Annotated in this window: 17 protein-coding genes; 3 read left to right on the top strand and 14 right to left on the bottom strand. The window is 72.3% G+C overall.

Translation table 11 applies throughout. The annotated features are described in order from the left end of the window. Window positions 1-84 precede the first annotated feature (84 nt). Window positions 85-888: an SGNH/GDSL hydrolase family protein gene (locus tag GA0070612_RS17645; protein WP_088988897.1), complete on the top strand. Its 804-nt coding sequence runs from the start codon at window positions 85-87 to the stop codon at window positions 886-888. 142 nt (window positions 889-1,030) lie between these two features. On the opposite strand, the gene GA0070612_RS17640 is transcribed toward GA0070612_RS17645, so the two are convergent. Together GA0070612_RS17640 and GA0070612_RS17635 are read right to left on the bottom strand one after the other, a co-directional pair. Next, on the bottom strand, window positions 1,031-2,656 hold the full coding sequence (locus GA0070612_RS17640) for a thiamine pyrophosphate-binding protein (RefSeq protein ID WP_088988896.1): 1,626 nt from the start codon (window positions 2,654-2,656) through the stop codon (window positions 1,031-1,033). 13 nt (window positions 2,657-2,669) lie between these two features. Then, a complete protein-coding gene (locus GA0070612_RS17635; RefSeq protein ID WP_088988895.1) occupies window positions 2,670-3,431 on the bottom strand; it encodes a cyclase family protein in 762 nt (253 codons plus the stop codon). 142 nt (window positions 3,432-3,573) lie between these two features. Here GA0070612_RS17635 and GA0070612_RS17630 point away from each other — a divergent pair, with 142 nt between their 5' ends. Next, complete coding sequence (locus tag GA0070612_RS17630; RefSeq protein WP_231924224.1) at window positions 3,574-4,485, top strand: GNAT family N-acetyltransferase; 912 nt, start codon at window positions 3,574-3,576, stop codon at window positions 4,483-4,485. A gap of 207 nt (window positions 4,486-4,692) precedes the next feature. Here GA0070612_RS17630 and GA0070612_RS17625 read toward each other — a convergent pair whose 3' ends face one another. The 5 genes from GA0070612_RS17625 to GA0070612_RS17605 form a co-directional block, all read right to left on the bottom strand. Further along, a complete protein-coding gene (locus GA0070612_RS17625; protein WP_088988893.1) occupies window positions 4,693-6,819 on the bottom strand; it encodes a B12-binding domain-containing radical SAM protein in 2,127 nt (708 codons plus the stop codon). 10 nt (window positions 6,820-6,829) lie between these two features. Further along, complete coding sequence (locus GA0070612_RS17620; RefSeq protein WP_088988892.1) at window positions 6,830-8,227, bottom strand: TfuA-like protein; 1,398 nt, start codon at window positions 8,225-8,227, stop codon at window positions 6,830-6,832. Continuing rightward, on the bottom strand, window positions 8,220-9,386 hold the full coding sequence (locus tag GA0070612_RS17615; protein ID WP_088988891.1) for a YcaO-like family protein: 1,167 nt from the start codon (window positions 9,384-9,386) through the stop codon (window positions 8,220-8,222). The genes GA0070612_RS17620 and GA0070612_RS17615 overlap by 8 nt, the downstream gene beginning before the upstream one ends. 27 nt (window positions 9,387-9,413) lie before the next feature. Then, entirely contained in the window at window positions 9,414-9,788 is a 375-nt protein-coding gene (locus GA0070612_RS17610) for a class IIb bacteriocin, lactobin A/cerein 7B family (RefSeq protein ID WP_088988890.1), read from the bottom strand. Window positions 9,789-9,935: 147 nt separating this feature from the next. Further along, the gene (locus GA0070612_RS17605) at window positions 9,936-10,298 is read right to left on the bottom strand and encodes a hypothetical protein (RefSeq protein WP_088988889.1); all 363 of its coding nucleotides are present in this window, start codon (window positions 10,296-10,298) and stop codon (window positions 9,936-9,938) included. Between the two features lie 329 nt (window positions 10,299-10,627). Between GA0070612_RS17605 and GA0070612_RS17600 the strand changes: the two genes are divergently transcribed. Continuing rightward, window positions 10,628-11,407: a MerR family transcriptional regulator gene (locus tag GA0070612_RS17600; protein ID WP_088988888.1), complete on the top strand. Its 780-nt coding sequence runs from the start codon at window positions 10,628-10,630 to the stop codon at window positions 11,405-11,407. A gap of 9 nt (window positions 11,408-11,416) precedes the next feature. On the opposite strand, the gene GA0070612_RS32130 is transcribed toward GA0070612_RS17600, so the two are convergent. The 7 genes from GA0070612_RS32130 to GA0070612_RS32820 all read right to left on the bottom strand — a co-directional run bounded on the left by GA0070612_RS32130 (window position 11,417) and on the right by GA0070612_RS32820 (window position 25,462). Beyond that, window positions 11,417-14,449, bottom strand: a complete 3,033-nt coding sequence (locus GA0070612_RS32130) for an ATP-binding cassette domain-containing protein (RefSeq protein ID WP_197699168.1) — start codon at window positions 14,447-14,449, stop codon at window positions 11,417-11,419. Window positions 14,450-14,473: 24 nt separating this feature from the next. After that, entirely contained in the window at window positions 14,474-16,573 is a 2,100-nt protein-coding gene (locus tag GA0070612_RS17590; protein ID WP_197699167.1) for an NHLP family bacteriocin export ABC transporter peptidase/permease/ATPase subunit, read from the bottom strand. A gap of 83 nt (window positions 16,574-16,656) precedes the next feature. Further along, window positions 16,657-17,466, bottom strand: coding sequence for an HlyD family efflux transporter periplasmic adaptor subunit (locus tag GA0070612_RS17585; RefSeq protein WP_088988886.1), 810 nt, complete (start codon window positions 17,464-17,466; stop codon window positions 16,657-16,659). After that, window positions 17,463-18,926, bottom strand: coding sequence for a SagB/ThcOx family dehydrogenase (locus GA0070612_RS17580; protein WP_088988885.1), 1,464 nt, complete (start codon window positions 18,924-18,926; stop codon window positions 17,463-17,465). Before GA0070612_RS17580 ends, GA0070612_RS17585 begins: the two co-directional genes overlap by 4 nt. A gap of 52 nt (window positions 18,927-18,978) precedes the next feature. After that, the gene (locus tag GA0070612_RS17575) at window positions 18,979-21,255 is read right to left on the bottom strand and encodes a TOMM precursor leader peptide-binding protein (protein WP_167393643.1); all 2,277 of its coding nucleotides are present in this window, start codon (window positions 21,253-21,255) and stop codon (window positions 18,979-18,981) included. A gap of 153 nt (window positions 21,256-21,408) precedes the next feature. Continuing rightward, a complete protein-coding gene (locus GA0070612_RS17570) occupies window positions 21,409-22,425 on the bottom strand; it encodes a hypothetical protein (RefSeq protein WP_157742526.1) in 1,017 nt (338 codons plus the stop codon). Between the two features lie 151 nt (window positions 22,426-22,576). After that, on the bottom strand, window positions 22,577-25,462 hold the full coding sequence (locus GA0070612_RS32820; protein WP_088988882.1) for a helix-turn-helix transcriptional regulator: 2,886 nt from the start codon (window positions 25,460-25,462) through the stop codon (window positions 22,577-22,579). Between the last annotated feature and the right edge of the window lie 37 nt (window positions 25,463-25,499).

Here is a 25,499-nt window from a genome sequence, read left to right as displayed (position 1 = left end):
GGGGGCCTGACTAGGGGTTATTCACCAGCAATATCTAGTGTTGTCTATTCCACACCGAACCTCCTACCCCCATCGGAGCGCGACGTGCGGAAATCCCGTCTGGTAACCCTCGCCCTGAGCCTGGCCACGGCCCTGGGCACCACCCTCACCCTGGCAGCGCCCGCCCAGGCCGCTCCCGCCGACCACTACGTCGCCCTCGGCGACTCCTACTCCTCAGGGGTGGGCGCCGGCAGCTACACCGCCGAAAGCGGGTCGTGTCAACGCAGCACCAACGCCTACCCGGCGCTGTACAACGCCAACGTGCGACCCGCGTCGTACCGCTCGGTCGCCTGCTCCGGCGCCACCACCACGAGCGTCGTCAACACCCAACTCAGCGCGCTCAGTGCCACCACCACCCTGGTCAGCGTCTCGGTCGGCGGCAACGACGTCGGGTTCGCCACCATCATGACCACCTGCGTGCTGTACGGAACCACCGAGTGTGTCAACGCCGTCCAGGCCGCCGAGAACAAGGCCCGCGCCGACCTCGGCAACCTGCTGGCCACCGTCTACAACGGAATCCGCACCCGCGCGCCCTCGGCCCGGGTGGTGGTCGTCGGCTATCCGGTCTTCTACCAACTGGGCACGACGTGCCTCGGGCTCAGCGCCACCTCGCGCGCGAAGATCAACGAGGGCATCAACCTGGTGGACGACATCATCAAGAACTCTGCCCAGGCCGCCGGCTTCACCTTCGCCGACGTCCGCTCGCAGTTCGTCGGACACCAACTGTGCAGCTACGGCGAGAAGTGGCTGCACGCCCTCAACATCACGAACATCGGTGTCTCCTACCACCCGACCGCGGCCGGTCAGACCAGCGGCTACTACCCGGTCTTCCGCTCCGTCGCCGGCTGAGCCGACACCAGGGGTACGCGGGGCTCGACGCCGCGCGTACCCCCACAGCTCGTCGCCGCCCTCGACTCCGAGGGCGACATCTCGCACCTGGAGACCGGTCGACATCACCAGCTCGAACAGCCCTACTGAGGCACGTGACGGCTCAGTGGCCGCGGAACGCCTCCTCCAGCCACCACGACCCCCGCGCGGCGCGGACCTTGGCGTCGACCACCAGCGGTCGGGTACGGGAACCGGCGAGCCACTCGCTCACCGGCCCGAGGTCGTCGACGGTCCGGACGGTCACCCCGTCGCAGCCGTAACCACGGGCGACGGCGGCCAGGTCGGTGTCGGGGAAGGTGACCGTCGCCAACGGGTGACCGTCCGGGCCGAAGTGGTGCACCTCGGCGCCGTACGCCGCGTCGTCGTAGATCACCACGAGCAGCGGTGACGCCAACCGGACGGCGGTCACCAGCTCGGTGGCGGACATGACGAAACCGCCGTCGCCGACCGCGGCGACGGTGAGCCGGTCCGGCCGGGCAACCGCCGCGCCGAGCGCGCTGGCCAGGCCGAGCCCGACCGACTGGAACGCCTGGGTGAAGCAGAACCCGGCCACGTCCGGGACGTCGAGCCACATCGACGGGTAGCCCATGAAGTTGCCGGAGTCGACCACCACCGTCCGGTCGGCCGGCAGCAGGTCGTCCAGGGCGACCGAGAGCGTCCTCGGGTCGATCGTCGACTCGTCACTCTCGTCCCGGTACGGCACGGCCCGCCACCGGCCGTGGTCGCGAATCCGCTGGGCCAACGCCGGCGTACGCCAGCCGCCGATGCCCGTGGTGTCGGCGTCCAGCCGGCCGAGGACCGCCTCGGCGACGGCCGTCACCTCACCGGCCACGCTCAGGTCGACCGGGCGGTTCACCCCGAACGCGGCCGGGTCGTGGTCCACCTGGACGACGACCGCGGTGGGTGGGATCAGTTCGCCGTGCCGGGTGGTCCACATGTTCAGCGTGCTGCCCCACGCGACGACCAGGTCCGCCGTGCCGATCAGTTCGGCGGCGAGCGGGGTGGCGAAGCCGCCGGCCACGTCGAGATACCACGGGCTTCCGGCGAACAGGCCCTTCGCCGCGGCCGACACCGCGAGCAGCGCGCCACAGGCGTCGGCGAGCCGGGTCAGCGGTTCCCGGGCGGTCCGAGCACCCCGACCCGCGATGAAGACCGGCCGGCGGGCGGCTCGCAGGGCGGCCAGCAACGGCTCCACCTGCGGCTCGACGGCCGGGGCCGACGCGGCCACAGGGAGTGGACCGGACCACGGCTCGACAGCCGCTCCCTGCACCTCCAACGGGAGGCCCAGCACCACTGTCGCACCCCGGGCGGCGGCCCGGTACGCCGCGCTCGCGTCCTCCGCCGCGTGCGCCGCGCGTACCCGATGGAACTCGGCCCCGACCGCGGCGGCGAGCCCCGGCAGGTCGATGAAGAAGTTCGACCGGGGCGCGGTCGCCTCCGGGGCCAGGACCACCATCGGGGTACGGCTCTTCGCGGCCTCGGTGAGGCCGGTCATCGCGTTGGTGACACCCGGGCCCTGGTGCACGGAGAGCAGGCCCACCGTCCCGGAGGTGCGGGCGTACCCGTCCGCCATGCTCGCCGCGCCACCCTCGTGAGCCGCTGCGACGAACCGGGCGCCGGCCGCCACCAGCGCGTTCGTGACGTGGAAGTTGCCGCTGCCGACCACCCCGAAGACACACCGAGCGCCGTGTTCGTAGAGAACCCGCCCGACCACCTCGGCTACCCGCATCGGTGGCCCGCTCCTACCGTTCGACGAGGGCGAGGACCCGGCACGGGCTGCCGGACCCGGAGACGATCGGCAGTGGTCCCGCGATCACCACCGCGCCGGTCGCCGGCAACTGCGCCAGGTTACGGAGTTGGGTCAGGCCGTACTTGTCCTGGCCGAGCAGGAACGAGTGGCACGGGAACGGCGGGTCGAACGAGTGCGCGGCGCCCGCGTCGGTCCCGACCGTCTCCACCCCGACGCCCTGGATCGGCGACTCCTCGGCCAGCCAGCGCGCGCACTCCACAGAGATGCCCGGGGTACGACCGCCGTTCGCGTACCGCTGCGGGTCGTCGCCGTACGCGTCCCAGCCGGTGCGGTACAGCAACCAGCCACCGGTGGGCAGGGCACCGTGTTCCGCCTCCCACGCCTTGACGTGCTCGACCTCCAGCAGGAAGTCAGGATCGGCGGCGGCGTCGGCCGCGTGGTCGATCACCACAGCCGGGGCGATCAGCTGGCTCACCGGCACCTGCGACACGTCCGCGCCCTGTTGACCGGTGACCCAGTGCACCGGGGCGTCGAAGTGGGTGCCGGTGTGCTCACCGGTCGAGAAGTTGTTCCAGTACCAGGCCGGACCACTGTCGTCGTACCGGCTGATCTCGCTGAGCTGAAACGGCCAGGTCTGGCCGAACTGCTCGGGCAGACCCAGGATCGGGGTCTGGTCCGAGAGTGGAGCGGTGAGGTCGACAACCTGAATCCGGCCGCTGGATAGAGCGGCGACAAACTCCTGCAGCACCGTCATGCGGCGACGGTACACCGCACTTAACTCCACGATGGACCTCCGAACGCAGTGTGTCGGCGGCTCCTGACTGCGTCGGATCGGCAGGTCCTGGGTCACGCGAAATTCCGCGTTGATGTGGCACCGCTGTCGCTAACGTACGCGGATGAGCGCTACCCGGATGGCCGGCCTGCGGCTGCGGTTCTTCACCGACCCTGGAGAGTTCCTGGCGGTAGCGGACGATTACCTACGTGCCGATCCGGTCGGCTGCACCATCGTCACCACCCACACGCACCGGCTGTTGTCGCAGCGTAGCGCGGGGATTCCGCAGTCGGACCGCGACTGGTGGCTGGCGGTCGTCGACGACTCCGGCGCCGTGGTCGGCGCCGGAATGCGTACGACGCCCTATGCCCCCTATCCGCCGTACCTGCTGCCCATGCCCGACGAGGCGGCCGTCGCGCTGGCCCACGCGTTGCACGAGCGCGACGAGGAGGTGCTCGCTGTCAACGGGGCCCTGCCCACCGTCGACCTGTTCGCCACCGAACTGACCCGACTCCTCGGGGGTCGAGCCCAGGTCGCGCAGCACATGCGGCTGCACGAGCTCGGCGAGCTGACCTGCCCGCCACCGGTGCCCGGCCGCCTGGTGGTCGCGACCGAGGACGACCTGGAACTGGTCGCGCGGTGGTACACCGCGTTCACGGGCGACGCCGACGAACAGGCGGGTCGACAGCGCGGCACCAGTACGCACGACGCGCCTGAGCGCGACGAGCTGCTGCGCCGCCTTCGAGCCGGACGGCTGTGGTTCTGGGTCGACGAGACCGGGCAGCCGGTGCATCTCACCGGTGCCAACCCACCGTCGTTCGGTGTGGCACGCGTCGGCCCGGTGTACACGCCGCCGAGCCAGCGCGGCCGTGGTTGGGCCAGCAACGCGGTAGCCGAGGTTTCCCGGCAGATCCAGGCGGAGGGCGCACGGGTCTGCCTGTTCACCGACCAGGCCAACCCGACCTCGAACAAGATCTACGCTGCCCTCGGCTACCGACCGGTCGTCGACATGGCCAACCTCGTCATCGTCCGCTGACACCGCGGTCGCCATGCAGCACGCCCACGGCGACGTGCCGTGGTTGCACGCCTGAGCCGAGCACCGACGGACTTACATGATCAAGTGATGAAAAATAGTTCGCAGAGCCATTTCTGACCTACTTTTCATCACTTGATCACGCCGCACAGCGGAGGACCAGCCGCCTTCGTGCTCTGCAAGAAGCGTGCCACATCTTCGGCGGTCGGGTCACCGCGTCGCCTCGCTCGGCAGTTGGTGGCGGCGGATCAGCCGCTGCCCGATGAAGGTCCGCCACACCCGGTCGGCGACCGTCGGTTCGACGATCCAGAGCCGACGTTGCGCGTCGGCGAGGGTGAGCGGCGCGGTGAAGAGGTCGAGGAACAGTCGGCTGCTGCGGTTGAGCGCGTACACCTGGCCGTCGGCCCGCCGGAACAGGTGCCGGTCCGCCGGCAGGTCGCCCGGGACGCCGTCCTGGTCGTCGGACCGGATCCGCCGGTACGCCTCCCAGACCTGCTCGTCGTCGCGGTCCACGAAGGTGCCGTTGGCGAGGAACTGGGTCTGGTCGTCGGTGTCGTGCCGGACCCGGTCGTGGGCGAGCACGCCGCGTACCGCGGTGCCGTAGCGGTCGTGGTAGAAGAACGTGTGCGGGGTGTCGGTGCTGCCCAGCCACGGACGGTGGAAGTGCCCGGGGTTGAGACCGGCCTTGGCCTGCGCGACCTCCTCCTGCGCCGCCTCGGTCACCGGCTCGTCGTACTTCAGCATCCGGACGATGTCCGAGCCCTCCACCGGTCGCACGTTGGTGATGCCGAACCGGTCCGGCTCCTTGGCGACGATGGCGCCCGGGGTCAGCATGAAGTCGCCGAGCCCGCCGAGGGTCCACAGGTCCGGGTTCTCGCGCAGGAACGTGATGCTGTCCAGCGCCTCCTCGCGGGTCTCGGTCGGAAAGCCGGTGAAGCCCATCATCTGTACGCCGATGTTGGCCTTGGTCATCGCGGTCATGGTGCGGCGTACCTGCTCCGGTTTGGTGCCCTTGTCGATCAGGTCGAGGATGCGCTGGTTGCCGGACTCGAAGCCGACCGAGATGGCCACGCAGCCGCTGCGCCGCAACAGTTCGCACCGCTCATCCGACCAGTACTTCTCCAGCCGGATCTCGGCGCCCCAGCGGAAGTCGAGCCCCTGCTCGACGGCCCGTTCGGCGAAACGCAGGATGGTCGCGGGAGCGAGCACGTCCACCGAGAAGTAGATGAACTTGGCGAACTTCGACAGCTCGGTGACGTCCGCGATCATCGTGTCCACGGTGTCCTGCCGCCACGGGCTGGTGGGTCCGTCGGTGTTCAGGCCGTAGTCGCAGAACGTGCACTTGTTCCAGTAGCAGCCTCGGGTCGGCGAGTAGTAGACGAACTTCTCCGGGCTGAGGTAGAGATCCCAGGGCAGGCCGGAGAAGTCCGGGACCGGCACCTGCGCCAGGCGTTCGTAGCGCAGGGGCAGCTGACGCTGCCGGCCGTACTTGGGGTGCAGGCGGACGTTGGGGTGCCCGGCCGGCAGGGTGCCGGTCGCGACCGCGTCCAGGATCTCCGTGTACGCGCTCTCCCCCTCACCGACCACTATCGCGTCGAAGTCGGCCAGCACCTGGAAGACGTACTCCGGCTTGCTGGCGCACTTCCACACGTCGGAGATCTCCGTACCGCCGGCGATGAGGAAGACGTCCGGGCAGGCCCGCCGGACGAGTCGGGCGATCCAGAGCGCGAACGGCAGTTGCCACTGGTAGGTGGCGCTGATCCCGATCACCTGGTTACCGCCGGCGGTGAGGCGCGGGATCAGCACGTCCTCGTAGTACGGCTGGAAGGGTCGGTTGAGCCGGCCGAGCAGCGCCTCGTCGGTCAGCGCCGCCACCGAACCGATCGAGATCATCGGCGGTGGGTGCAGTCGGAAGCCGGCGTGGAACTGCCCGGGGAACCCCACCGCGCCGAGCGTGTCCATCCAGGAGATCACGCCCTCGACGGCGTCCTGGTAGTGCCGGTAGTCGTAGAACAGTGTCGGGTCCTGCAACACCCCGATCGACCTGCGCAGCCGGTCCGGGTCGGGCTCGGGCAGGTTGAGCAGGTTCGCCCTGGCCATCAGCGCGTCCGGGCCGCTGAGGTCGTCGACGGAGAGCCGGGACAACTCCCGCTGCAACCACTCGTACGCCGCCGGGGTGTACGAGTGGTGGAACGCCTCGATGTTGGCGTCGATGATCTCCGCCGGTCGGTGCCCCTGCGCGCGGGCGTACGAGTCGAGGTAGTTCAGGGAGTGGTACCCCGACGTGGGATCGGTCAGTGGGGGGTAGATCAGTGCCGCCTTGACGGTGCCGCTCATCGACTCCTCCTCAGCCGACCCGGGCCGCTGAAGCGGCCAGGGTGTCCTCCGGCGCGGGCTGCGCCACCTCCGGCAGCCGTGGGGCGCCGAACGCCTTGACGTACGCCACCAGTGGTTCGGCGGCAAACCTGAACGCCATCAGGTCGACGAAGCCCCGGTCCCATGCCGCCGCTTCCAGCCCGTCGGTGTCGCAGCCCCACAGCGCGGCGAAGCACGCGTCGACGACCTCCGTCCGGAAGTGCAGCCGGTCGCCCGGGCGACGGTTCCCGGTCGTCCGCGGGACGACCGTCTCGTTCAGCGACGCGGCGGTGGCGGCGACCTGGCGCGCGGCGGCGAGCAGCGCGGGGGTACGCAGCGGCGCCGCGACCATCCACAGCGCCAGGCTCCGGTGCGGCGTGGTGCCGAACGCCCGCACCAACACCCGCAGCACCGCCTCGCGATCGTCGAGGTCGCGTTCGGAGTCGGTCAGCCAGTCGTGCCCGCTCGGCAGCACCGTCGCCAGTCCTCGCTCACGGGCCACCTCGTAGGCCCGTTCCTCGGCGGTCGGGTCGGTGATGTCGACACCGGCCAGCCCGGCCAGCACCTCCCGTCGGTGCCAGGCCGGCTCCTCGGGGTGCAGCAGCATCAGCACCGCGGCGGCCTCACGGTCGCTGACCCAGTGCCCACCGGTCGACTGCCCGGCGAACCGGGCGCGCCAACTGTCGAGGAAGCGGGTGTGCAGGTTGTCGATCGGTTGGTCACCGGCGTGCGCGGGGCACAGCTCAGGGGCGTCGTCCGCCGCCATGGACAGCAGCAGCCGTGCGTCGGCGCCCTTGGCATCCCAGGGGTCCTGCCGGTGCCAGGTCACGAAGCGGTCCACCAGGGCCGCGAGTTCAGGTGGCGCGGAGCGCTCCATCGCGCGGTACGACCGCCGCCGGAAGGGCAGCTCCCGGGCGGCGTCCAGCAGCAGTGCGGCCTCGGCGTCGTCGAGCACTCTGGCGGCGACGGCGCGGCGTAGTTGGACCCGGATGTTCACCAGCGGCTCGCTGAGCGTGTGGTGACCTTCCTCGGCGGGCCCGTGCACCACCGCCACCTCGTCGTCGCCGGTCACGACGCCGTCGCGGTAGAGCTGGAACACCTGGCCCACGCCCCGCATGCCGAACGGCCAGAGCTCGGCGGCGCGCAGCGCGCCCATGCTGGCGGCACCGGCCACTGTCACCCCACTGTCGAGCAGGTCGAGGATCTCGCGGTGGCGGACCGGCGGGTGTTGCAGGAAGAACCCGTCGATGACGAGCACCCGGTCGCCGGCGACGACGTCCAGGCGGAGCAGGTCGCCGTGCGCGACGGGCGGCAGCACCACCGCGTCGGGCAGCAACCGGCCGACCTCGTCGATCGGCAGGCTCGGACCGATGAAGACGACGTCAGTCACGGGGCACTCCCGGTCGGGTACTCAGGGCCCGCTCGTCGAACATCCGCAGGCCGGGGGCGAACACCTTGCTCACCGCGATGCCGATGTCGTCGTGCGTCAGGTCGACGCTGAACGGCTCGACGCCGGTGATCCGCTGGACGCGGGATGCCAGCTCGCGCAGCACCTCGGTCACGTCGCCGGCGGGCGGGAGGTCCCGGCGGACCGGCTGCACGGGGCGGTCGACGGTCGGGGGCGGCACCGGCGGGGCACCCACGTCGTGGTACGCGGTGGCGTCGATGTCGTCACGGGCTCCGGAGACCATGACCAGCCGGGACTGGGCGGCCTCCGACATGGCCCGGCCGACGGCGATCTGCGGGTCCACGTGGCAGCCGAAGCCACCGAAGGTGACCGGCAGGTCCTCCGACCAGATCGACGCGGCGTAGCAGGGCACCCCGATCGCGTTGGTGATGTCGCAGACCTCCACCCAGCAGCCCGCCTGCACCAGCGCGTCGTGCACGGTGCGGGTCATCGCGTTGGTGGCGGTGCCCGGGTCGGCGTAGGTGCGCTCGGCCAACGACGAGGTGCAGTACGGGGCGATGCAGTCCCGCTCGATGACCTCCAGCAGGGCGTGCAGGCTCGCCTCGGCGAAGGTGTTCCCGGTGGCCAGGCCGTTGCTGCTGGGGGTGAACAGCGCGCGGTCCCAGCCCCGTCGGATGGTGAAGTCGAGTTCGATGGTGGCGCGTGGCACCAGGCAGGGCGCGCCGGTCACCAGGCCACGGCCGGCCACCCAGTCGAGCACGACGGCGGGGGTCACCGGCGACCGCTCGGCCAGGTGCAGCCACCGCACGTCGTACGGCAGGTCGAGCGCCGCGGCCGGGGACCGCACGACGGTCCCCGGCCGGAGGTTCTCGGCATGCCAGGACTCGATGCTCTCCATCACCGCGCTGACCCGGGACTGCGTCGCGGTGGCGCCGGTGCCGACGCTCACCGCCATGGTGGCTCCGACCGGCCGGTAGGCGACGTGCACCGGTAGGCCGATCTCGTCGAGTCGGGTGATGTCGGCGACCCGGGTGATCCGGAATCGGTCGAGCATCCCACCGACCCGTTCCCAGGTCTGCTCCACGCTGGCCGTCCGGTAGGTGCCGGATCGGAACGCGATGGTTTCGGTCGTGTCAGTCATCGAGGCTCCCGGCGGTGGTGGGGGAACTCAGAGGATGAGGACCGCGATGATGTTGACGTTGTTGTCGGCGATCGGGGCGACACCGCCGGCGACCGTCTCCAACTCGGCCTCGGTCAGCTCGTTGAGGTCGACCAGCGGCACCTCGGGCACGTGCAGCACGTGCACGCCGGGCGTGCCCGCCCAGTCGGAGACGATCTGGTCCTTGGTGTAGAGCGTGGCGGGCTGGGCGCGGTCGACCTCGACCCGGGAGCCGGGCTCGACCGGCAGGCCGGCGGCCGTGGCGTAGCCGGTCGGGTCGGCGAGCAGGCGTTGCAGTTCCTCGTCGCTGCGCCACACCGCGGTCACCAGCTCCGAATACTTGGTCACGAACCTCGCGCCGTATTCCTGTCCGTCGTTGCTCATCGTTTGGTCCTCTCCTGGGGAACGCTGCGGGGCGAGCGGTCATTTCTGTGTGGAGAACGCTAAGAAGATCGAGGTTCGGCAATCAAGCATTTCGTGTTACTGCCATCAGAATCTGCCGTTTGGGCCGCCGGGCGGCAGACATCGGTGTCAGGTGCAGCAGCACGGGCAGCAGCAGGCGCAACTGGAGTCCAGGCCGGCGACGACGCTGTCCAGCTCGTCCTCCGCCAGCTCCGCCTGGGCCACCGGCAGCAGCGACGGCACGAAGAGCACAAACGTGCCGGTGGTGGCCGCCGACTCCCACGACTCGACCTGGACCTCCAGGTCGGGATCGGCGTCGGCGACGTCCCGAACCACCCGGACCTGCACGTCCTCGGGCAGCTCAAGTCCGTAGCCGGCGAGGAACCCGCGAGGGTCGCGGTCGAGGGCCTGCTCCTTGACCGGGTCGGCCCAGACCTCGGCGACCAACCGGCTGTACGCGGCCACGAAGACCGCACGATCGACAGGTGTCACGCCCCTGCTCCCTTCGATGATCGGCCGCGGGCGGCGACGCCCCGGCGCCCGGCGGCGCGGGACTTCCGGGCCGTCGGTTTCGCTTCATCGTGGGCCACCGGCAGATCCGGGCTGCGCCGCGAGCGGGGATTTCATCGAATGTGGCCGCGAATAGGTCACCCTGCGGCGAAAGCCGGGTAATTGGGAATCAGCGGCGTGCGACGGATTGCGATTCTAGAGACTGTCATCACTGTGAACAAGTAGTAATTCCTCGCCTGTTACGGCCCGGAGTACGCACCTAGGCTGCGATCAACGGATCGCCCGTCCTGACAGCGCTCCGACGGGGTGCCATGTTCCGCCACCGAGTGCTGCCGGAGGCCACCGTGACCATCAACGAGGTGACGACGACGCCCGGCGGCCCGGCCGGGTACAGCGTGGAGGAACTCGCCCGCAAGGTCGGGATGTCGCCGCGCAACATCCGCGCCCACCAGGCCCGGCGGCTGCTGCCCCCGCCGGTGCGGCACGGCCGGGCCGCCTTCTACGACGACTCCCACGTCCGCCGGCTGGACGCGATCCTCGCCCTGCAACGGCAGGGCTTCAACCTGGTCTCCATCGAGGCGATGCTCGGGGTGCGGGCCAGTGACGACGCGCCCGACGGTCTGACCGCGATGCTGCAACGGCTCACCGCCGACCGTCCCGCGCTGGCCCACGCGCTGACCCGGCACGGTGTGATCGGCCGGACCACCGACGGCAGCGTCCGCACCGTCCGACCACGACCGTTGCGCGCCGCGCTGGACCTGCACCGGGTACGGGTGGGTACGGTGCCGGCGCTGCAGACCCTCAGTGAGGTGCTGGACAGCCTCCGGCCGGTCGCCGACGAGCTGGTCGCCGCCGTCACCGCTCGACTGCTGGCCCTCGCGCCGGAGCTGGTGCGCAGCGGCACCGGGACGTCCTGGGCCGACCTCGACCGGGAGACCCTGTTACTGACCCAGGGTGTGGTCAACGTGCTCACCGAGGCGTTCCGGCTCGCTGCGGAGAACCAGGCCGAGACGCACGTGGCGGAGCTGCTGGAGAACCACCTCGACACGGACGTGTGCCTGGAGGACGGCACTGTCATCGACAACGGCTGACCCGGCCGGTCAGCTCGTCGCGGGCTGCCCGTCCGGCTGCCGGTCCCGCACCACGGTCTCGGCCCGATCCGGCTCGCTCAACAGCTGTCGCCGCGCCAACCGGTGGAACAGCCCCTCGGGTTGGTCCATCAGCTCGTCGTAGCTGCCCCGCTGGACGATCCGCCCCTCGTCGAGGACCACGATGGTGTCCGCGGCACGGACCGTGGACAGCCGGTGGGCGATGACCACCCGGGTCGCGGCCAGGGTGGCGGTGCTTTGGGTCACCACCTCCTGGGTGCGGTTGTCCAGGGCGCTGGTCGCCTCGTCGAGGAAGATGATCCGGGGCCGGGGAGCCAGCGCACGGGCGATCAGCACCCGCTGGCGCTGCCCGACGGAGAGCGTCCCACCACCGAAGGGCACCATCGTGCTCATCCCCATCGGGAGGGCCTCCAGATCGTCGGCGAGGCCGGCCATGCGCGCCGCCTCCCAGACCTGGTCCAGGGGGAAACTCCCGGCCCCGCAGATGTTGTCCCGGATCGAGCCGGCGAAGAGTTGGCCGTCCTGCAGGACCACCCCGCACTGTCGGCGGACCGCGTGCACGTCGAGTTCGGAGAGGTCCTGCCCGTCGTAGAGCACCGCGCCCTGCTGCTGGCGCTCGAAGCCGAGCAGCAGCCGCAGCAGGGTGGACTTCCCGCAGCCGCTCGGCCCGACGATGGCGACGAACTCACCAGGGCGGACGTGCAGGTCGATGTCGACGAGCACCGGCGGCTCGTCCGGCTGGTAGGCGAAGGTGACCCGGTGCAGCGCGACCTCGCCGCGCAGCTCGCCCGGGTCCACCCTGTCCGGCCGTGCCTCGGGGTCGGCGCGCAGGATGTCGTTCAGGCTGCGCAGCCGGGGCACTGCGGCGATCACCTCGACCCCGGCCGACACCAGCACCAGCAGCGCGCCGAGCAGCATCGCGAAGCCGACGTTGAGGATGAAGAAGTCGGCGGGGGCGATCCGGCCGGCCAGCGGCCCCATCAGCACGGCGAAGAGGACCAGTTGTCCGGCGATCGGCAGCACGGTCGCGAAGGCGACCAGACCCGCCTGGCTCTGCCGGACCCGTTGCAGCGCCGCCCGGGCGGTCGCGGCCACCTCCGACCAGCGGGCGTGGGCCCGGGCTTCGGCAGCCGCCACCTTGATCTTGACAATGCCGCCGAGCAACTGGTTGGTCATCGCCGCCGCCCGGTGCTCCGCCGGCAGCGCGGACCGTTGCTGGAGGACGATCAACACGGCGAACCCGCCGAAGGTCAGCAGTGTGACGGCGACGATCCCCGCCCCCCACAGCCCGAGCACGGGTTCGACCACGAGGAGCATGCCGAGGGTCACCGCGACGGTCGCCGCCGCCGAGACGAGCTGTGGCAGCAAGGCGCTCAGCGCCTCACCGACGAACGAGATTCCCAACATCGAATTGGCGATCTCGCCGCTGCTGCGACCGGTGAAGAACCGGGCCGGCAGGCGCAGGAGCCGGTCCCAGATCGCCAGCTGCGCGCCGGACTGCAACCGGCCGTCCAACCGCAGCAGCCGGAGGTTCTGCACCACACCGACCAGCCCGGCGACCACCGCGGCGCTGAGCATCAGGGCGACGAAACCGACCAGGCCGTCCACCTCACCCTGCCGGGCCAGTTGACCGAGCACCTCGCCGGTGGCCAGCGGCACCCCCAGGCCGAGCAGCGCGACGCAGGCGGCGGCGAACAGCAGGCCACGCACGTCGCGGCCCGCGCCGACGAGCCCGGCCCGCAGCAGGTGACGCATCCGGGCGGTCGGCGGCAGTGGGGCCTGCACCTGGGTCGCCTCGACGGCGAACGTCGCCGCGACGGCCGCGCTGATCGGACTGCGCGCGCGGGTGTCCGGGTCGACCTGGTGGTAGCGGCGTCGCCGGAACACCAACGGCACCGCGACGGCCTGCTCCGGGTCGGTGCCGACCCGCCAACCCACCAGCGGCCCGAGGTCCCGACGCCACCACCGCTCCGGTAGTCGCACCTCACGCAGGAACAGGCTGGACGCTCGGGACACCGCGTGCACAGCGGCCCGGTCGCCCAACGCCGCGCCACTGCGGTCGGCCGGCTCGTTGACCGGGCTGCCCATGCCCTCGGTGACCACCCGGACCACCGAGGCGGCCCGCCCGTACCTGTCGAAACCGGCCTCGGTGTCCGGCACCGGAACCGCTGCGCCCGCGCCGATCACCCCGATCGAGCGGCGGGCCGCCGCGGCGAGGACGGCGGCGTCGACCTGCCGGCGACGCCGCACCCCACTCAGCAGGGCGGCGTCGGCCTCCTCGATCCGGCTCTCCACCACGCGCAGGAGCCGGGCAATGTGCTGGTCGACCGCCGAGCGGAGCTGGCCGGCGACCAGCAGGTCCCCGCTACCGTGGCTCTCCACCGCGCACGCCGACTCGGCCACCACCCAGTCCCGCTCGGCGATCAGCAGCAGCTCGTGCTCCCCGGACATCTCCACCGGACCGCCGTCGTTGCGTCGCAGCTGGCCGCCGGCACTCCGCAGCCACCAGGCGCCCCCGGTGCAGGTGAGCGCGCTCCCCTGCGCCAGCGAGACGATCTCGCGCCCGCTCAGTGTGGACGCCTCCCGGGGCGCCTGCCCGCGACGGAGCGCGTCGGCGACGGTGACCAACACCAGGTCCACCGCCGCGACCATCTCCGTCACGGCGGTCCGCGCCCGCAGTGACGGTCCCTCGTCCGCCGGCCGGTCGAGACGGGCGTGCCGCTCCAGCAGGGCCAGGTTCTGCTGGGGCAACCCCCGCAACTCCGCGCCGGGCAACGGCACCAGGATCAACTGCCACGCGCCGAGCGCGGTGGACGTCGGCACCAGGCCACCCGCCGGCAGCCGGGCCACATGGTGGCGGCGCGACGGGCTCATCCCGGCCCGGCGCACCGCGAACAGGTCGGCCTCGCCGCCGGTCACCAACCAGCCGGCCACCGGGCCGTCCAGGCGGCAGACCTGGCGTACGCCGTCGGCGCAGTAGCCGATCAGGCCGCCGCCCGGGTCCTCCTCCACCGCGCCGCTCATCAGCATCTCCTCGGATCGTCGTGGTCACTGGTCCCGGACCAGTCGCGCGTACGCGCCGTCCCGGGCGACCAGTTGCTCGTGGGTGCCGCGCTCCACCTCCCGACCGCCGTCCAGCACGACGATCAGGTCGCAGTCGCGGACCGTGGACAGGCGGTGGGCAACGATGAGGCAGGTCGCTCCCCGCCGGCGCAGATGCATGTCGATCCGGCGTTCGGTCTCGGCGTCCAGCGCGCTGGTGGCCTCGTCGAGCACCAGCACCCGCGGGTTGCGGACGAGCGCACGGGCGATCTCCAGACGCTGCCGTTGGCCACCGGAGAAGTTGCGGGCGTTCTCCCGTACCGGACTGGACAGACCGCCCGGGCGGGCCGCGACCTCGTCGTAGAAACACGCGTCGGTCAGCGCGGTGACGACGTCCTCGTCGGCCACGGTGAGGTCCCACATGGTGACGTTGTCCCGGACCGTCCCCTCGAACAGCCGCTGGTCCTGGTCCACCATGGCGACAGTGGCCGCCCAGAGACCGTCGTCGGTGCCCGGGCGGTCGACACCGTCCACAGTGACCCGACCGGTCCACGGGCGGTAGAGCCCGGCGACCAGCCGGCCCACCGTCGACTTGCCGCTGCCCGACCGCCCGACGAGCGCCACCCGGGCCCCCGGCGGCAGGTCCAGGCTGAAGTCCTCCAGCAGGGGACGGCCCAGCGGGTTGTAGCCGAAGGTGACGTTCTCGATGCGCAGATGCCCCTCCATCGGCGTCAGCGGTCGGGCGGGTTGCTCCTCGGCCGGCGGCAGTGGGTAACGCTCCACGTCACGCAGCCGGTTGAGGTCGGCGCTCATGTCCTGCAACCGGGAACCCAGGGCGGTGAGGTTGCCCAACGGCCGGTTCATCGCGACGGCCAGGCTCTGCATGGCGACCAGCACGCCGACCGTCATCGACTCCGCCACGACCTGTCGGCTGCCCAGTCCGAGCAGCACCGCGGTGGTCCCCGAGGCGAGGAACGCGGGCAGGACGGAGAGCACAGCGGTGGGCACCCCCAGCCGCTGCTGCCGGGAGGCGACGGTGGCCTGCCGCGCCGCGAACCGGGCCACCGCCCGTTCCTCCTCGCCCCCCGCCTTCACCGTCTCGATCAGCTGGACCGTGGTGTACACGGTGGTCACCAGCTTGCTGCGATCCGCCTGGAGACCGGCGACGGCGATCGACCTGGTCGAGGCGACGTAGCGCAGCACGCTGACGTTCAACCCGGCGAGGACCACCGCGCACAACCCGAGGAGGACGTCGTACTGGCAGAGCAACGCCCCGTACGCCAGCACCAGGCCGGTGTCCACCACCGTGGTGGCCGCGCGACGGGTGAGCACCTCGGCGACCACGTCGTTGCCGCGGACGCGCTGACCCAGGTCGGCAGCCTGGCGCTGGTCGAAGAACGACGGCGGCAGCCGCAGCAGATGTCGGAAGAACCGGGCGGCGCTGGCGAGGGCGAGCGCTGTCTCCGCGCGTACGGTCAGGCGTTGCTGGAGCAGGCTGGCCAGGAAGGTCAGCACGGTGGCCACCGCCACCGCCGCCACCAGGCCGGCGAACGCGGCCTGGTCCTCCTGCAACAGCACCCGGTCGACGAAGACCTGGGCCATCACCGGGATGGTCAGACCGACCACGGCGATCAGCAACCCGAGCAGCAGCATCTGCGCGATCGCCGAACCCGGGCCGCGCCACCGCTGCGCCAACGTTCGGACCATCCGGTAACGGGTGCCGCCCGGGCGGAACTCCGGGCCGGGTTCCATGGTGAGCACGATGCCGGTGAAGGCCCCGTCGAACTCCTCCCAACTCACCGCCCGGGGGCCGGTCGCCGGGTCGTTGATGAAGACCTTGTTGCGGCCGAGCCCTTCCAGCACCACGAAGTGCTCGAACCGCCAGAACAGCACCGCCGGCAACGCCACAGTGGCCAGGCCGGCCAGGTCCATCTGGAAACCCTTGGCCACCATCCCGTACCGGCGGGCGCCCTTGAGCACCGTGGCGGCGGTCGAGCCGTCCCGGCTCACGCCGCACACCCGGCGCAACTCCTCCAGCGGCACGTGCCGGCCATGGTGGGCGAGCAGGATTCCGAGCGCGGCGGCGCCGCACTCCACCGCCTCCATCTGGATCAGGGTGGGCGTGCGGACCCGCCGACGCCGGATCCTGGGCAGCTCCGGTGCGTTCGGAACCGCTGTCGACGGCGCGCTCATCGCCGCAGCAACCAGTCGATCGGGTGCTCCTCGTCCACTGTGAACCAGGCGGTGACCTCGCTCGCCGAGTTGAGCTGGAACGGCGGCGGCGTCTTCGTCCACCGCAGACCGCCCGGCGCGGCCGGGTCGGGCTCCAGGGCGACGGTCACCCGGATCACGCTGCCGTGCGCCAGCAACCGCCGCACGTCCGGCCCGGTGCCCAGGAAGGCACGCAGCGACGCCTCGGTCTCCGGGAACGCGCCGACGGTGGCCACCTGACCGGCCAGGGTGCCGAACACGTTGCGCGGTGCCGCCGCGGCGGCCACTTCGACGGGTACCCCGGGTTGCAGCAGCGGGGCGGCGACGGCCGGCGCGTACACGACCGCCTGCAACGCGTCCCCGGCGGTGTCGAGCCGCTCCAGATCCGCCAGGTGCGTGCCCGGGGTGACGATCTCCCCCTCCGACACCAGCCAGGCCACGACGTACGCGTCACCCGGCGCGTTCTCCACCACCACCTTGCCGTCCATGGTGCGCAGGCTGTAGAGGGGAGTGCCCTTGGCCACCCGCTGGTGTGGGGACGCCCAGACCTTGGTGACCTGACCGCTGTCGATCGCGTCGAGGGCGGAGATCCCGTTGGAGTGGATCAGCACCCCGGCGGCCTCGACGGTGCGGGGCACCACGGTGCGTACCGACCAGACGCCCGCGGCGACCACCACGATGACCAGCGCGGCGGTGGCCAGCCAGTGCGGCACGGTGGTCAGCCGGACCGCCCGGTCCAACTGCTCGGGGGCCTCCAGCTGACGCAGCGCCTGTCGCCGGAACTTCATGACCGGCCCCCCGTCGCGGGTGGGCCGGCGGCACGGCGCGAGCCGAGCAGAAAGTCGGCGACGCTCGGCTCGACCAGCGGATCGAGCCCGGACAACTCGGCGAAGGCCTGGGAGTCCCCGGCGCCGAGAGCGCACGGCGCCAACTCCATGGCGGTGGCGACGAGGTACATCTGCTGGGTCAGCACCCCCGCGTCCTTGAGAATCATGGCGTAGCTCATCCCTTCGTACTTCCACATCAGCCGCTGGACCCGGGCGGTGACCACCAGGACCGTCTGCGGCGGCCGGGGCATGGCGCCGGCCGCCCGGGCGTACGCGAGCAACCGGTCGGCGGCCGCCCCCCAGGCGGCGACCGGTTCCAGCCGGTGCCCGACCGCGTCGTAGTGGTAGAGCCCGGGATCGAGCCCGACGCATCGGGCGACCAGCGGGTAGATCTCCAGCTCGTAGACGCCGCCGCCGCCCGGGTAGGGCCGATGACCGACCTCCTGCCCGCCGGCCTCGCCGGCGGCACTGGTGTGCTGAGACCGGTACAGGAACTCCGCCAGCCGCTCCAGCGGCAGCGGCGCGGAGTCGTCGTGTTCGCGCACGCTGCGCCGTTCCGCGACGATCTGACTGAAGGCGGGTTCCACCTTGGCGATCGTCGCCAGGTCCGGCAGCGGCAGGTCGATCGCGCGACCGCCGTCGTACGGGCGGCGCAGCGGTTGGGGGGCGAAGCGTTCCCGCATCCGGTAGGTGCCCCCGACCGGCAGCGCGTGCCGGCCGGCCCGGGAGCGGTGGTGCAGCCGCAGCTCCTCAGGTGACCAGTAGGCCAGTGGCGCGTCGTCGCACTCCGCCTCGAACTCCGCATCGGTGACCAGGATCCGGGCGGTGACCAACTCGTCGAGCACCCGGCCGGCGGCCGCCGGTCGGACACCGAGCGTGCGGGCCACCGTGTCGGGTCCGACGCCGGGCACGGCGGCGACCAGCACCGCGCCGAGGGCGACGTCGGCGCAGCCGACGGCGAAGGTGCTCAGCGGCGAGGCGGCCACCAGCCGGCCCTGTTCGTGGGAGAGGGTGGCGAAGCGGGAGAGCCGGTGACGCGCCCCGGGTGTGTGCGGGCGGCTCTCCGGCAGGCTGCCCCGACCCAGTCCGGTGGGCACCAGGTCGAGCAACGCACGGTCGTCGACCTGGAGGCGGCGCTCCAGCCAGGAGTGGGCGAGCAACCGGCGCAGCAGCAGCTGGGCGGCCAGCACCCGGCTCTCCCCCTCCAGGCCGCTGATCAGACGGCCGACCTCGACGTCGCTGACCCAGTCGGTGGCGAGTTGCAGCAGCAGTGCCCGCCGGCCCATGCCCGGTCGCTCCAGGGTCAGCTGGAAGCGGGTCTGCCGCAGGGTCAGCGAGCCGTCCTCGTCGAGGCGCAGGTGCGCGTCGCGGCGCAGCCGGTACGCCTCCTGGATCGGCGGACCGCCGACGGCGCCGCTCACGACGACCGCCGACCGGCCGGTCCCACCACGGTGGTCATCTGCGCACCCCTCGCTAGAAGAAGACGTTCAGCGGGTTGGCCGTCGTCTCGTCGGCGGCCAGCGGGCCCCGGCCGAGGTGGGCCGGCACGTCCCACAGCCGACCGGGACCGAGCCGACGCCAGAAGTGCCGCAGACCCGGCACCACGACCTTCACCACCGCCAGATCGACGTCCGGACGGGACTGGTCCACGACGATCACCTCCAGGCCGGCCCGCTCCGCCCGGCGTACGCAGGCCCGCACGTCGTCTCCGACGTCGCCGGTGGTCAACCGCGGGTGGTCGGCGGCGGTGCGGGGCGCTCTGGTGGGGTCCGGGGAGAGCCACTGGTGATCGGCCACCCGTACGGTGCCGAACCACAGTGCGGTGTCCGGATCGTCGACGCCGTACCTGTTGCGATCGGAGGTGGGCCCGGGAACGGCGGGCAGGAACTGGTTGACCTCGGTGAGCGCCCGGTTCAGCGCGACGCGGGCGTCCAGGTGCGCGCCGAAGCCGACCAGGACGTCCTCCGGCCCGCCGTCGGATCGCCGGGACACCGCGGCGAACGTGGGCACGCCGAGGTCGGCGGTCAGGTCGAGGGCCCACAGCTCACGGCCCAGGACGGTGGCGTGGTGGTCGACGCAGGCGGTCATCCACGGGTCGGCGAACGAGGCGAGGTCCACCCCGGGCATCCGCGAGCGGTGGTACCACCACAGGGCGACGCTGTCCCGCTCCACGAGCTCGCAGAAGCCCTGCAGGATCGCCTCGGACAGGGTGCCGCCGGCGGCGCAGCCGTTGGAGTCGGCCGAGCACACCCCGAGCCCGGTCAGCTCCGGATGCCCGTACCAGCAGTACGCGGCGGGCAGCTCGCGTGGTGTGCGCCGGGTCAGCGACCAGCCCGTGGTCCAGTCCAGCTCCACCTCGTCACCGAGCTCGCGGGGTACGCGGTGCAGGTGGCCGAGGCCGGCGTTGAGCCGGTCCCGTTCGGCGTACTGGCGCTCCGAGAACAGCAGCAGCTCCCGCAGGTGCACGGCTCGGTCCGGACCGAGCTGGCGGTACGTCGCCCGGTGCACCGGGCGGTCGCCGCGCCACACCCCGCAGTAGCGCTCCACCGCCTCGCCGATCGCGCTCATCCGCGCCTGGAGGTCGGTGCGGCCCTTGCCGCCACTCTGCCCGCGCAGGTTGCGCCGCAGCCCGGCGAGCTGGCGGGGCTGCGCGAAGTTGTGCCCGGCCGAGTAGGTGTGGGTGACGCCGTTGTCGGTCGCCTCCAACGGGGTCAGTCGGCTCACCACGCCCAGGTACCGGCTGACGTGGTGGGCCAGAGCGGCGTACACCTCCGCCGGTTCCCGGGTGCGGGAGTCGTCGCCCCGGCTGGGCTGGGCGCCGCTCGGCGGCAGGTCGATCCGTGGCTCGGCCTTGCCGACGAGGTCCGGGTCGCCGCAGGCGGGGCACTGCGGCTGGCGTACGAGCTGGTGGCTCTCCATGCTCAGGTCCCGGGTGTCCAGGGCGACCATCCGGCCGGTGAGGCGGGGGGACGAGCCCCGGACGGCGAGCACGGCGAGTTCGGTGGCGAGCAGCCCGGCGGCCGCTGTGGCCAGCCCGGGCAGGACCGCCCGGCCCGGCTGTGGCAGGGGTTCGCTCAGGTCCTGCCCGTTCAGGAAGGCGTTCACCTGCTCGTTCTCCTGCCACCGCTGCCGCAGGCAGGCCCAGCAGCCGGTGCGACCCGGCACCAGGTGCGGGCCGAGGAGGACGACGTTGCCGTGGGGTCGAGCCAGGGTCCACGCCCGACCGGCGGCCAGATGGCGGTCGTTGACCAGCGCCAGTCGGGGGTCGAGCATCGACGACGGCAGCACCAGCACCTGGGCGGTGACCGGCACGTCGTCGGTGCCGTCCGGTCCGACCACAGTGACGGCGAGCCCGAGGGAGCGCAGCGCGTCGGCGGTCTCCGCCGCCCGGGGCGCCCCAAGGTCCACGATGGTGACCGAACCCTCGGCCATCCACCGGTGCCCCGCTTCGGGCGGGACACCCCGGGCGTCCCATCCGGCGGCCTCCGGCGGTGCGGTGCCCGCCGGACCGGACACCAGCAGGCCGTGATCGCGTAGCCGGGCGAGGGCGGCGGCGACGGCGGTGACCGGATACCGGGTGGCCAGCCGGTTCACCACGTCGGCCAACGGCGCGACGCCGTCGAGCTGGTCGGCCAGCTCCGCGGCGACCGGGTCGTCGATGATCAGGCTGCGGGTCTCCCCCAGCACCACCAGTGGGCCGTCGGGCAGTCGCACCTGCGCGTAGTCCGATCGGAAGCGCGGACGCCACATGGTTCCTCCCGAGCCTGGTGGCCGGACCGTGGCACCCGCCGACCCGCTGCCGGCGATCACGGCTGCTGCCATCGTCGCGGTCCACTGGTGCCCGGTCCGAGTGATGCCACCGGTTTCTGCCGTCGGCGGCGACCGCAACGGTCGGCGGAGAGGTCAGCCGGCGGTGACGGTCAGCGCGGTGTCGTTGAGACCCAGCACCGAGGTGCCGGTGGCCTGTGCCGGTACGAGCAGCAGGAAGGTCTCCACCCGGGTCACCCGGATCGACGTGCCGCTGACCGCCGTGCGATGACCGGTGGCGATCAGATCCGGGCTCTGCGGCACCATCGTGACGGTGGCCGGGCCGCCGGGCGCCGGGCGCAGCGTGTCGGTGGCGTGGATCGTCAGGAAGACCAGCGTGCCGGACGGTACGGCTACCGCGCAGTCGGACCATTCGGCCCGGTCCATCGTCCGCTGCACCGCTGCTCCGACACCGGCGAGCTGCTGCCCGTAGACCTCCCACCCGCCGGCGAACTGGCCGTCGAGCAGCGGACTCGACGCGACGAGGGAACGGTTGCCCGTCGTGGAGCCGATGCTGCGGGCGAAGACCTCGGCGGCGAGGGCCCGACGGCTGGTCTCGTCCAGGGCCGTGCCGCCCTGCGTGGCGGGCCGGCCGTCGATGCTCCGGGCGACCACCAGCGAGGGCTGGGTGACCTGGACGTTGTGGCTGAGCTTCCACTGGCCGTCGTCGCCGAGCACGAACTGGCTGACGTCGGTGGGGGCCAGTTCCGAGCCGCTCAACTTGAGGGTGGCCGTGGCCAGGAAGCAGGCCGGGTCGCCGGGCGGCACGGCGAACGCCGGGTTGATGTGCTGGAACGCCGGTTGCGGACGCTGGTTGTAGGCGGCCCGGCGGACCGCGGCGATGCTGAGGTCCAGCGAGGGCGAGACCTCCTGGGTCCGCAGCGCCTCGACGTCACCGGCCACCGAGGCGGCCGAGTCGGCCTGGTCGAAGGCGGTGAGCACCAGCGCGGCCCGCTCGCGACCGAACGTGGCCGAACCGTCGGTCGACGGGGTGGCCGCGTCCACCGGCTCGCCACCACAGCCGGCCAGCACGAGCAGCGCCACCACGGCGGCGGCGAGCGGCACCGGCGCGGCGGGGGTACGCGGGCTCCTGACGGATCTTCTGCCCAGCATCTCGTCCTCCATCCACCACCGGTCGACGGGAATCGCGCCCGATGCAGTCGAGTATGTGAGCGACTCTCGGGCCATGCCGGGGGCGGCGCGGCCTCGTGTTGCCGGGCCCGTCGCCGTTGCACCGAACGACGTCATCGAGCCCGGTTGACGTTCACCGATCGGTGTCATCGAGCCGGGCGACCCAGGCGACCAGACCCGACCGGGAGGCGACGCCCGCCTTGCGGTAGATCCGGGTCAGGTGCGCCTCCACGGTGCGGGGGCTGATGTTCAGCTGCCGCCCGATCAGGCGGCTGGTGGCCCCGGTCGCCGCCAGGCGGGCGATGTGCCATTCCCGGTCGGTCAGGGCGGCCACCTCGGCCGGACCGACCGGGCGGGCCAGTCGGAGGCCGACCCGTTCGGTGCCACACCACCCGGCCAGTTCCAGCGCCCGACGGCGGGCCCGCGCCGCCCGGCCGGCCTGGTCCTCGGCTTCGGCGGCACGGGCCAGGGAAGCCAGCGCGAGACTGCGCCGCAGTGCCATCCCGCCGGCGCGGAACAGGTCGGCCGCGGCCTCCAGGTGCAGCATCGCCGCCGGGACCTCACCACGGGCGAGCAGCACCTCGCCGTACGCCGACTCGGCGAAGCCGCGCTGCCCGGCGAGACCGATCTGGTCGGCCTCGGCCATCGCCCGCCGTGCCTGCCGCTCGGCCTCGGTCACCTCGCCGGCGGCGAGCGCGGCGGCGCTGAGCAGCTCGAACCACATCGGCCGGAGAGTGGTCTGCAGGCGGCTCAGCCGGCTGTCGCCGCCGGCCGAGAGCACCAGCTCGGTGCAGGTCGCGGGATCACCGGACAGCAGTGCCGCGGTCGCCAACGCCAACACGGCGGTACGACCGCACCAGGTGGCGAGGTCGGTGGCGATTCCGACGGCGCTGCGGGCCAGCGCCACCGCCCGGTCGTCGTCGCGAGGGCCACCACGCCAGGCCGTCGCCTCCGCCTCGAACGCCAGGGCGAAGCTCAGCAGGTGGTGGCTGCCGATGCGCCGGGCGACGATCCCCGCCTCGGTGGCCAGGCCGATGGCCGTGGGCAGGTGACCGCCGTGGTAGGCGACCTGGCTGCGACCGAGCAGCAACTGGCACAGCCCGTCGTCCCGGTGCGAGGCGCGGACGAGGGTCAGCCCACGGTCGAGGTGCCGCGCCGCGTCGGCCTGCCGTTCGAGGTACAACTCGGTCAGGCCGAGGGCGGTGAGGCAGTCGGGGTGGTCGCGTACGTCCCGGTCCGGCAGCGCGTCGACGATCCGGGCGCCCGCGTCGAGCAGACTCCGGGCGTCGTCGAGCGCACCGTCGTGGACGGCGGCCAGGCCGCGTACGGCCAGCAGGCCTGCTCGGTCGACGGCGGATCCCCCGCCGGGATCACCGGTGAGCGCGTCGGGCGGACCGGCGGCCCGACGGCGGCCGGCCAGGATGCCGGCGACGTCGATCTCGGTGGCGAGTCGGTAGCCGACGCCGGGTGTGGCACCGACCGGCAGGGCGGCCAGCTCGCGTCGGCTGATCGCCGCCGCCTCCGGGTAGTTGCCGAGCAGCCGTTCCACGCGCGCCCAGAGGGCGACCGCCCGCGCCCGTCGTCCCTGCGGGTCGGCGGGGAACAGCGGCACGATCTCCTGGAGCAGCGCCCTGCTCTCGAGCAGGTTGCCCGCCTCCCCGGTGATCTGCGCGAGCGCGAGCGCCACGTCCCGGCGGCGCTGCGTCGAGTCGGCCGTGGGCCGTAGCGCCCGCAGCGCCAGCCGCAGCCAGCGGATGGCCAGCTCGGGTGTCTCGCGGCGGATCTCCTGGGCCGCCTGGCAGAGCACGTCGACGCAGCGTTCGGCCCAGCGGCCGTTCGGCAGGGCGAGCAGGCGCTCCGCGTAACGGGCCTGGTCCGTTGGTGGCGCGCCCAGCTCGACCAGCGCGGTGAGCGCCCGCGCGCAGGCCTCCGACCGCCACGCCGGATCGGTGTCCTGCGCGACAGCCATCCGCAGCACCGGGTGCCGGAAGGCGAACCGTCCGGTGCCGGGCACCGGGCGAAGCAGGTCGAGCCGGGCCAACCGCCAGCCGGCCTCGACCGCCCGTGCCGTGGGCACCTGCGCGATCGCGGCGAGCAGGTCGGCGGCGAAGGGGGCGTCGACGACCGACCCGGCCCGCAGGCAGGTCAGCTCGACGGGCGGCAGGTCCGCCCATTCGCGGCGCAGCACGGCCAGCACGGCGTCGGACAACCAGGCGCCCTGCGCCTCCCGGATCGGGTCGACGCCGTCCGATGCGGGGCCGCCGGGCAGCGCCGCCAGGTAACCGGGGTTGCCGCCGGTGATGTCGTACCGGACCCGCAGTTCCGCCTGGTCGACGTGCGGGTGCAGCGTCGCGACCTCGGCGAGGCTGAGCGGGTCCAACTCGATCCGGTCGTGTGCCGCCGGCGCCGCATCGGCCTGTTCCCGGGGATCCGGCGGGCCGAACGGCATCGGGGTCGCCATCTGCCGTGGGCGGTAGACGAGCACGAGCAGGAGGGGGGCGGGCACCGGATAGCGCAGGAGGTGGGCGATCAGGCCGGCGGAGGAGGCGTCCGCCCAGTGCAGGTCGTCCAGGACCAGCGCCAGACCGTCCCGGGCCGCCAGGCCGATCAACCGACGGGCCAGTTGGTAGGTACGAAACCGTCGGGCGTCCGACGGCCGCACCGGACCCGGTGGCTCCGCCGCGGCGGACTCCATCCAGGTCTCCCCGGCGAACCGCCCGAGACGGAGCCCTCGGCGCAGTGGCTGCCCCTCCGTGAAGGCGTGCCGGAACACGTGGAAGGGAACGCCTCGCTCGTCCGGCGCGCAGGTGCCGACCGCTCGGGGGAAGACGGGAACGCACCGTTCCAGCGCCTCGTGGACGAACCGGGTCTTGCCGATGCCGGGCTCCCCGACCACCTCGCACACCATCTGGCGGCCCCGGCTCAGGGCACCGTCCTGGGCCCTCTCGATACGCGCCAACTGTGGTCGCCGGCCGACGAAGCGCAGGCCTGTTGACGCATTTTCCAGCCCAGATGTCATCACGCAGATCAGACGCTTTCCGGCACACTCAAAGGGG

The sequence above is a fragment of the Micromonospora chokoriensis genome (genome assembly GCF_900091505.1).
Classification (GTDB): domain Bacteria; phylum Actinomycetota; class Actinomycetes; order Mycobacteriales; family Micromonosporaceae; genus Micromonospora; species Micromonospora chokoriensis.
The sequence above is the reverse complement of the archived record's forward strand: the minus strand, read 5'-3'. Positions and strand labels throughout refer to the sequence as shown.

Bases quoted from the DNA above. Each gene is read 5' to 3' on its own strand.
- GA0070612_RS32820 (WP_088988882.1), bottom strand. From the start codon at position 25,462: ATGACATCTGGGCTGGAAAATGCGTCAACAGGCCTGCGCTTCGTCGGC.
- GA0070612_RS17575 (WP_167393643.1), bottom strand. From the start codon at position 21,255: ATGTGGCGTCCGCGCTTCCGATCGGACTACGCGCAGGTGCGACTGCCC.
- GA0070612_RS17570 (WP_157742526.1), bottom strand. From the start codon at position 22,425: ATGCTGGGCAGAAGATCCGTCAGGAGCCCGCGTACCCCCGCCGCGCCG.
- GA0070612_RS32130 (WP_197699168.1), bottom strand. From the start codon at position 14,449: ATGAGCGGCGCGGTGGAGGAGGACCCGGGCGGCGGCCTGATCGGCTAC.
- GA0070612_RS17625 (WP_088988893.1), bottom strand. From the start codon at position 6,819: ATGAGCGGCACCGTCAAGGCGGCACTGATCTACCCCCCACTGACCGAT.
- GA0070612_RS17630 (WP_231924224.1), top strand. From the start codon at position 3,574: ATGAGCGCTACCCGGATGGCCGGCCTGCGGCTGCGGTTCTTCACCGAC.
- GA0070612_RS17585 (WP_088988886.1), bottom strand. From the start codon at position 17,466: ATGAAGTTCCGGCGACAGGCGCTGCGTCAGCTGGAGGCCCCCGAGCAG.
- GA0070612_RS17615 (WP_088988891.1), bottom strand. From the start codon at position 9,386: ATGACTGACACGACCGAAACCATCGCGTTCCGATCCGGCACCTACCGG.
- GA0070612_RS17635 (WP_088988895.1), bottom strand. From the start codon at position 3,431: ATGACGGTGCTGCAGGAGTTTGTCGCCGCTCTATCCAGCGGCCGGATT.
- GA0070612_RS17640 (WP_088988896.1), bottom strand. From the start codon at position 2,656: ATGCGGGTAGCCGAGGTGGTCGGGCGGGTTCTCTACGAACACGGCGCT.
- GA0070612_RS17600 (WP_088988888.1), top strand. From the start codon at position 10,628: ATGTTCCGCCACCGAGTGCTGCCGGAGGCCACCGTGACCATCAACGAG.
- GA0070612_RS17610 (WP_088988890.1), bottom strand. From the start codon at position 9,788: ATGAGCAACGACGGACAGGAATACGGCGCGAGGTTCGTGACCAAGTAT.
- GA0070612_RS17590 (WP_197699167.1), bottom strand. From the start codon at position 16,573: ATGGAGGCGGTGGAGTGCGGCGCCGCCGCGCTCGGAATCCTGCTCGCC.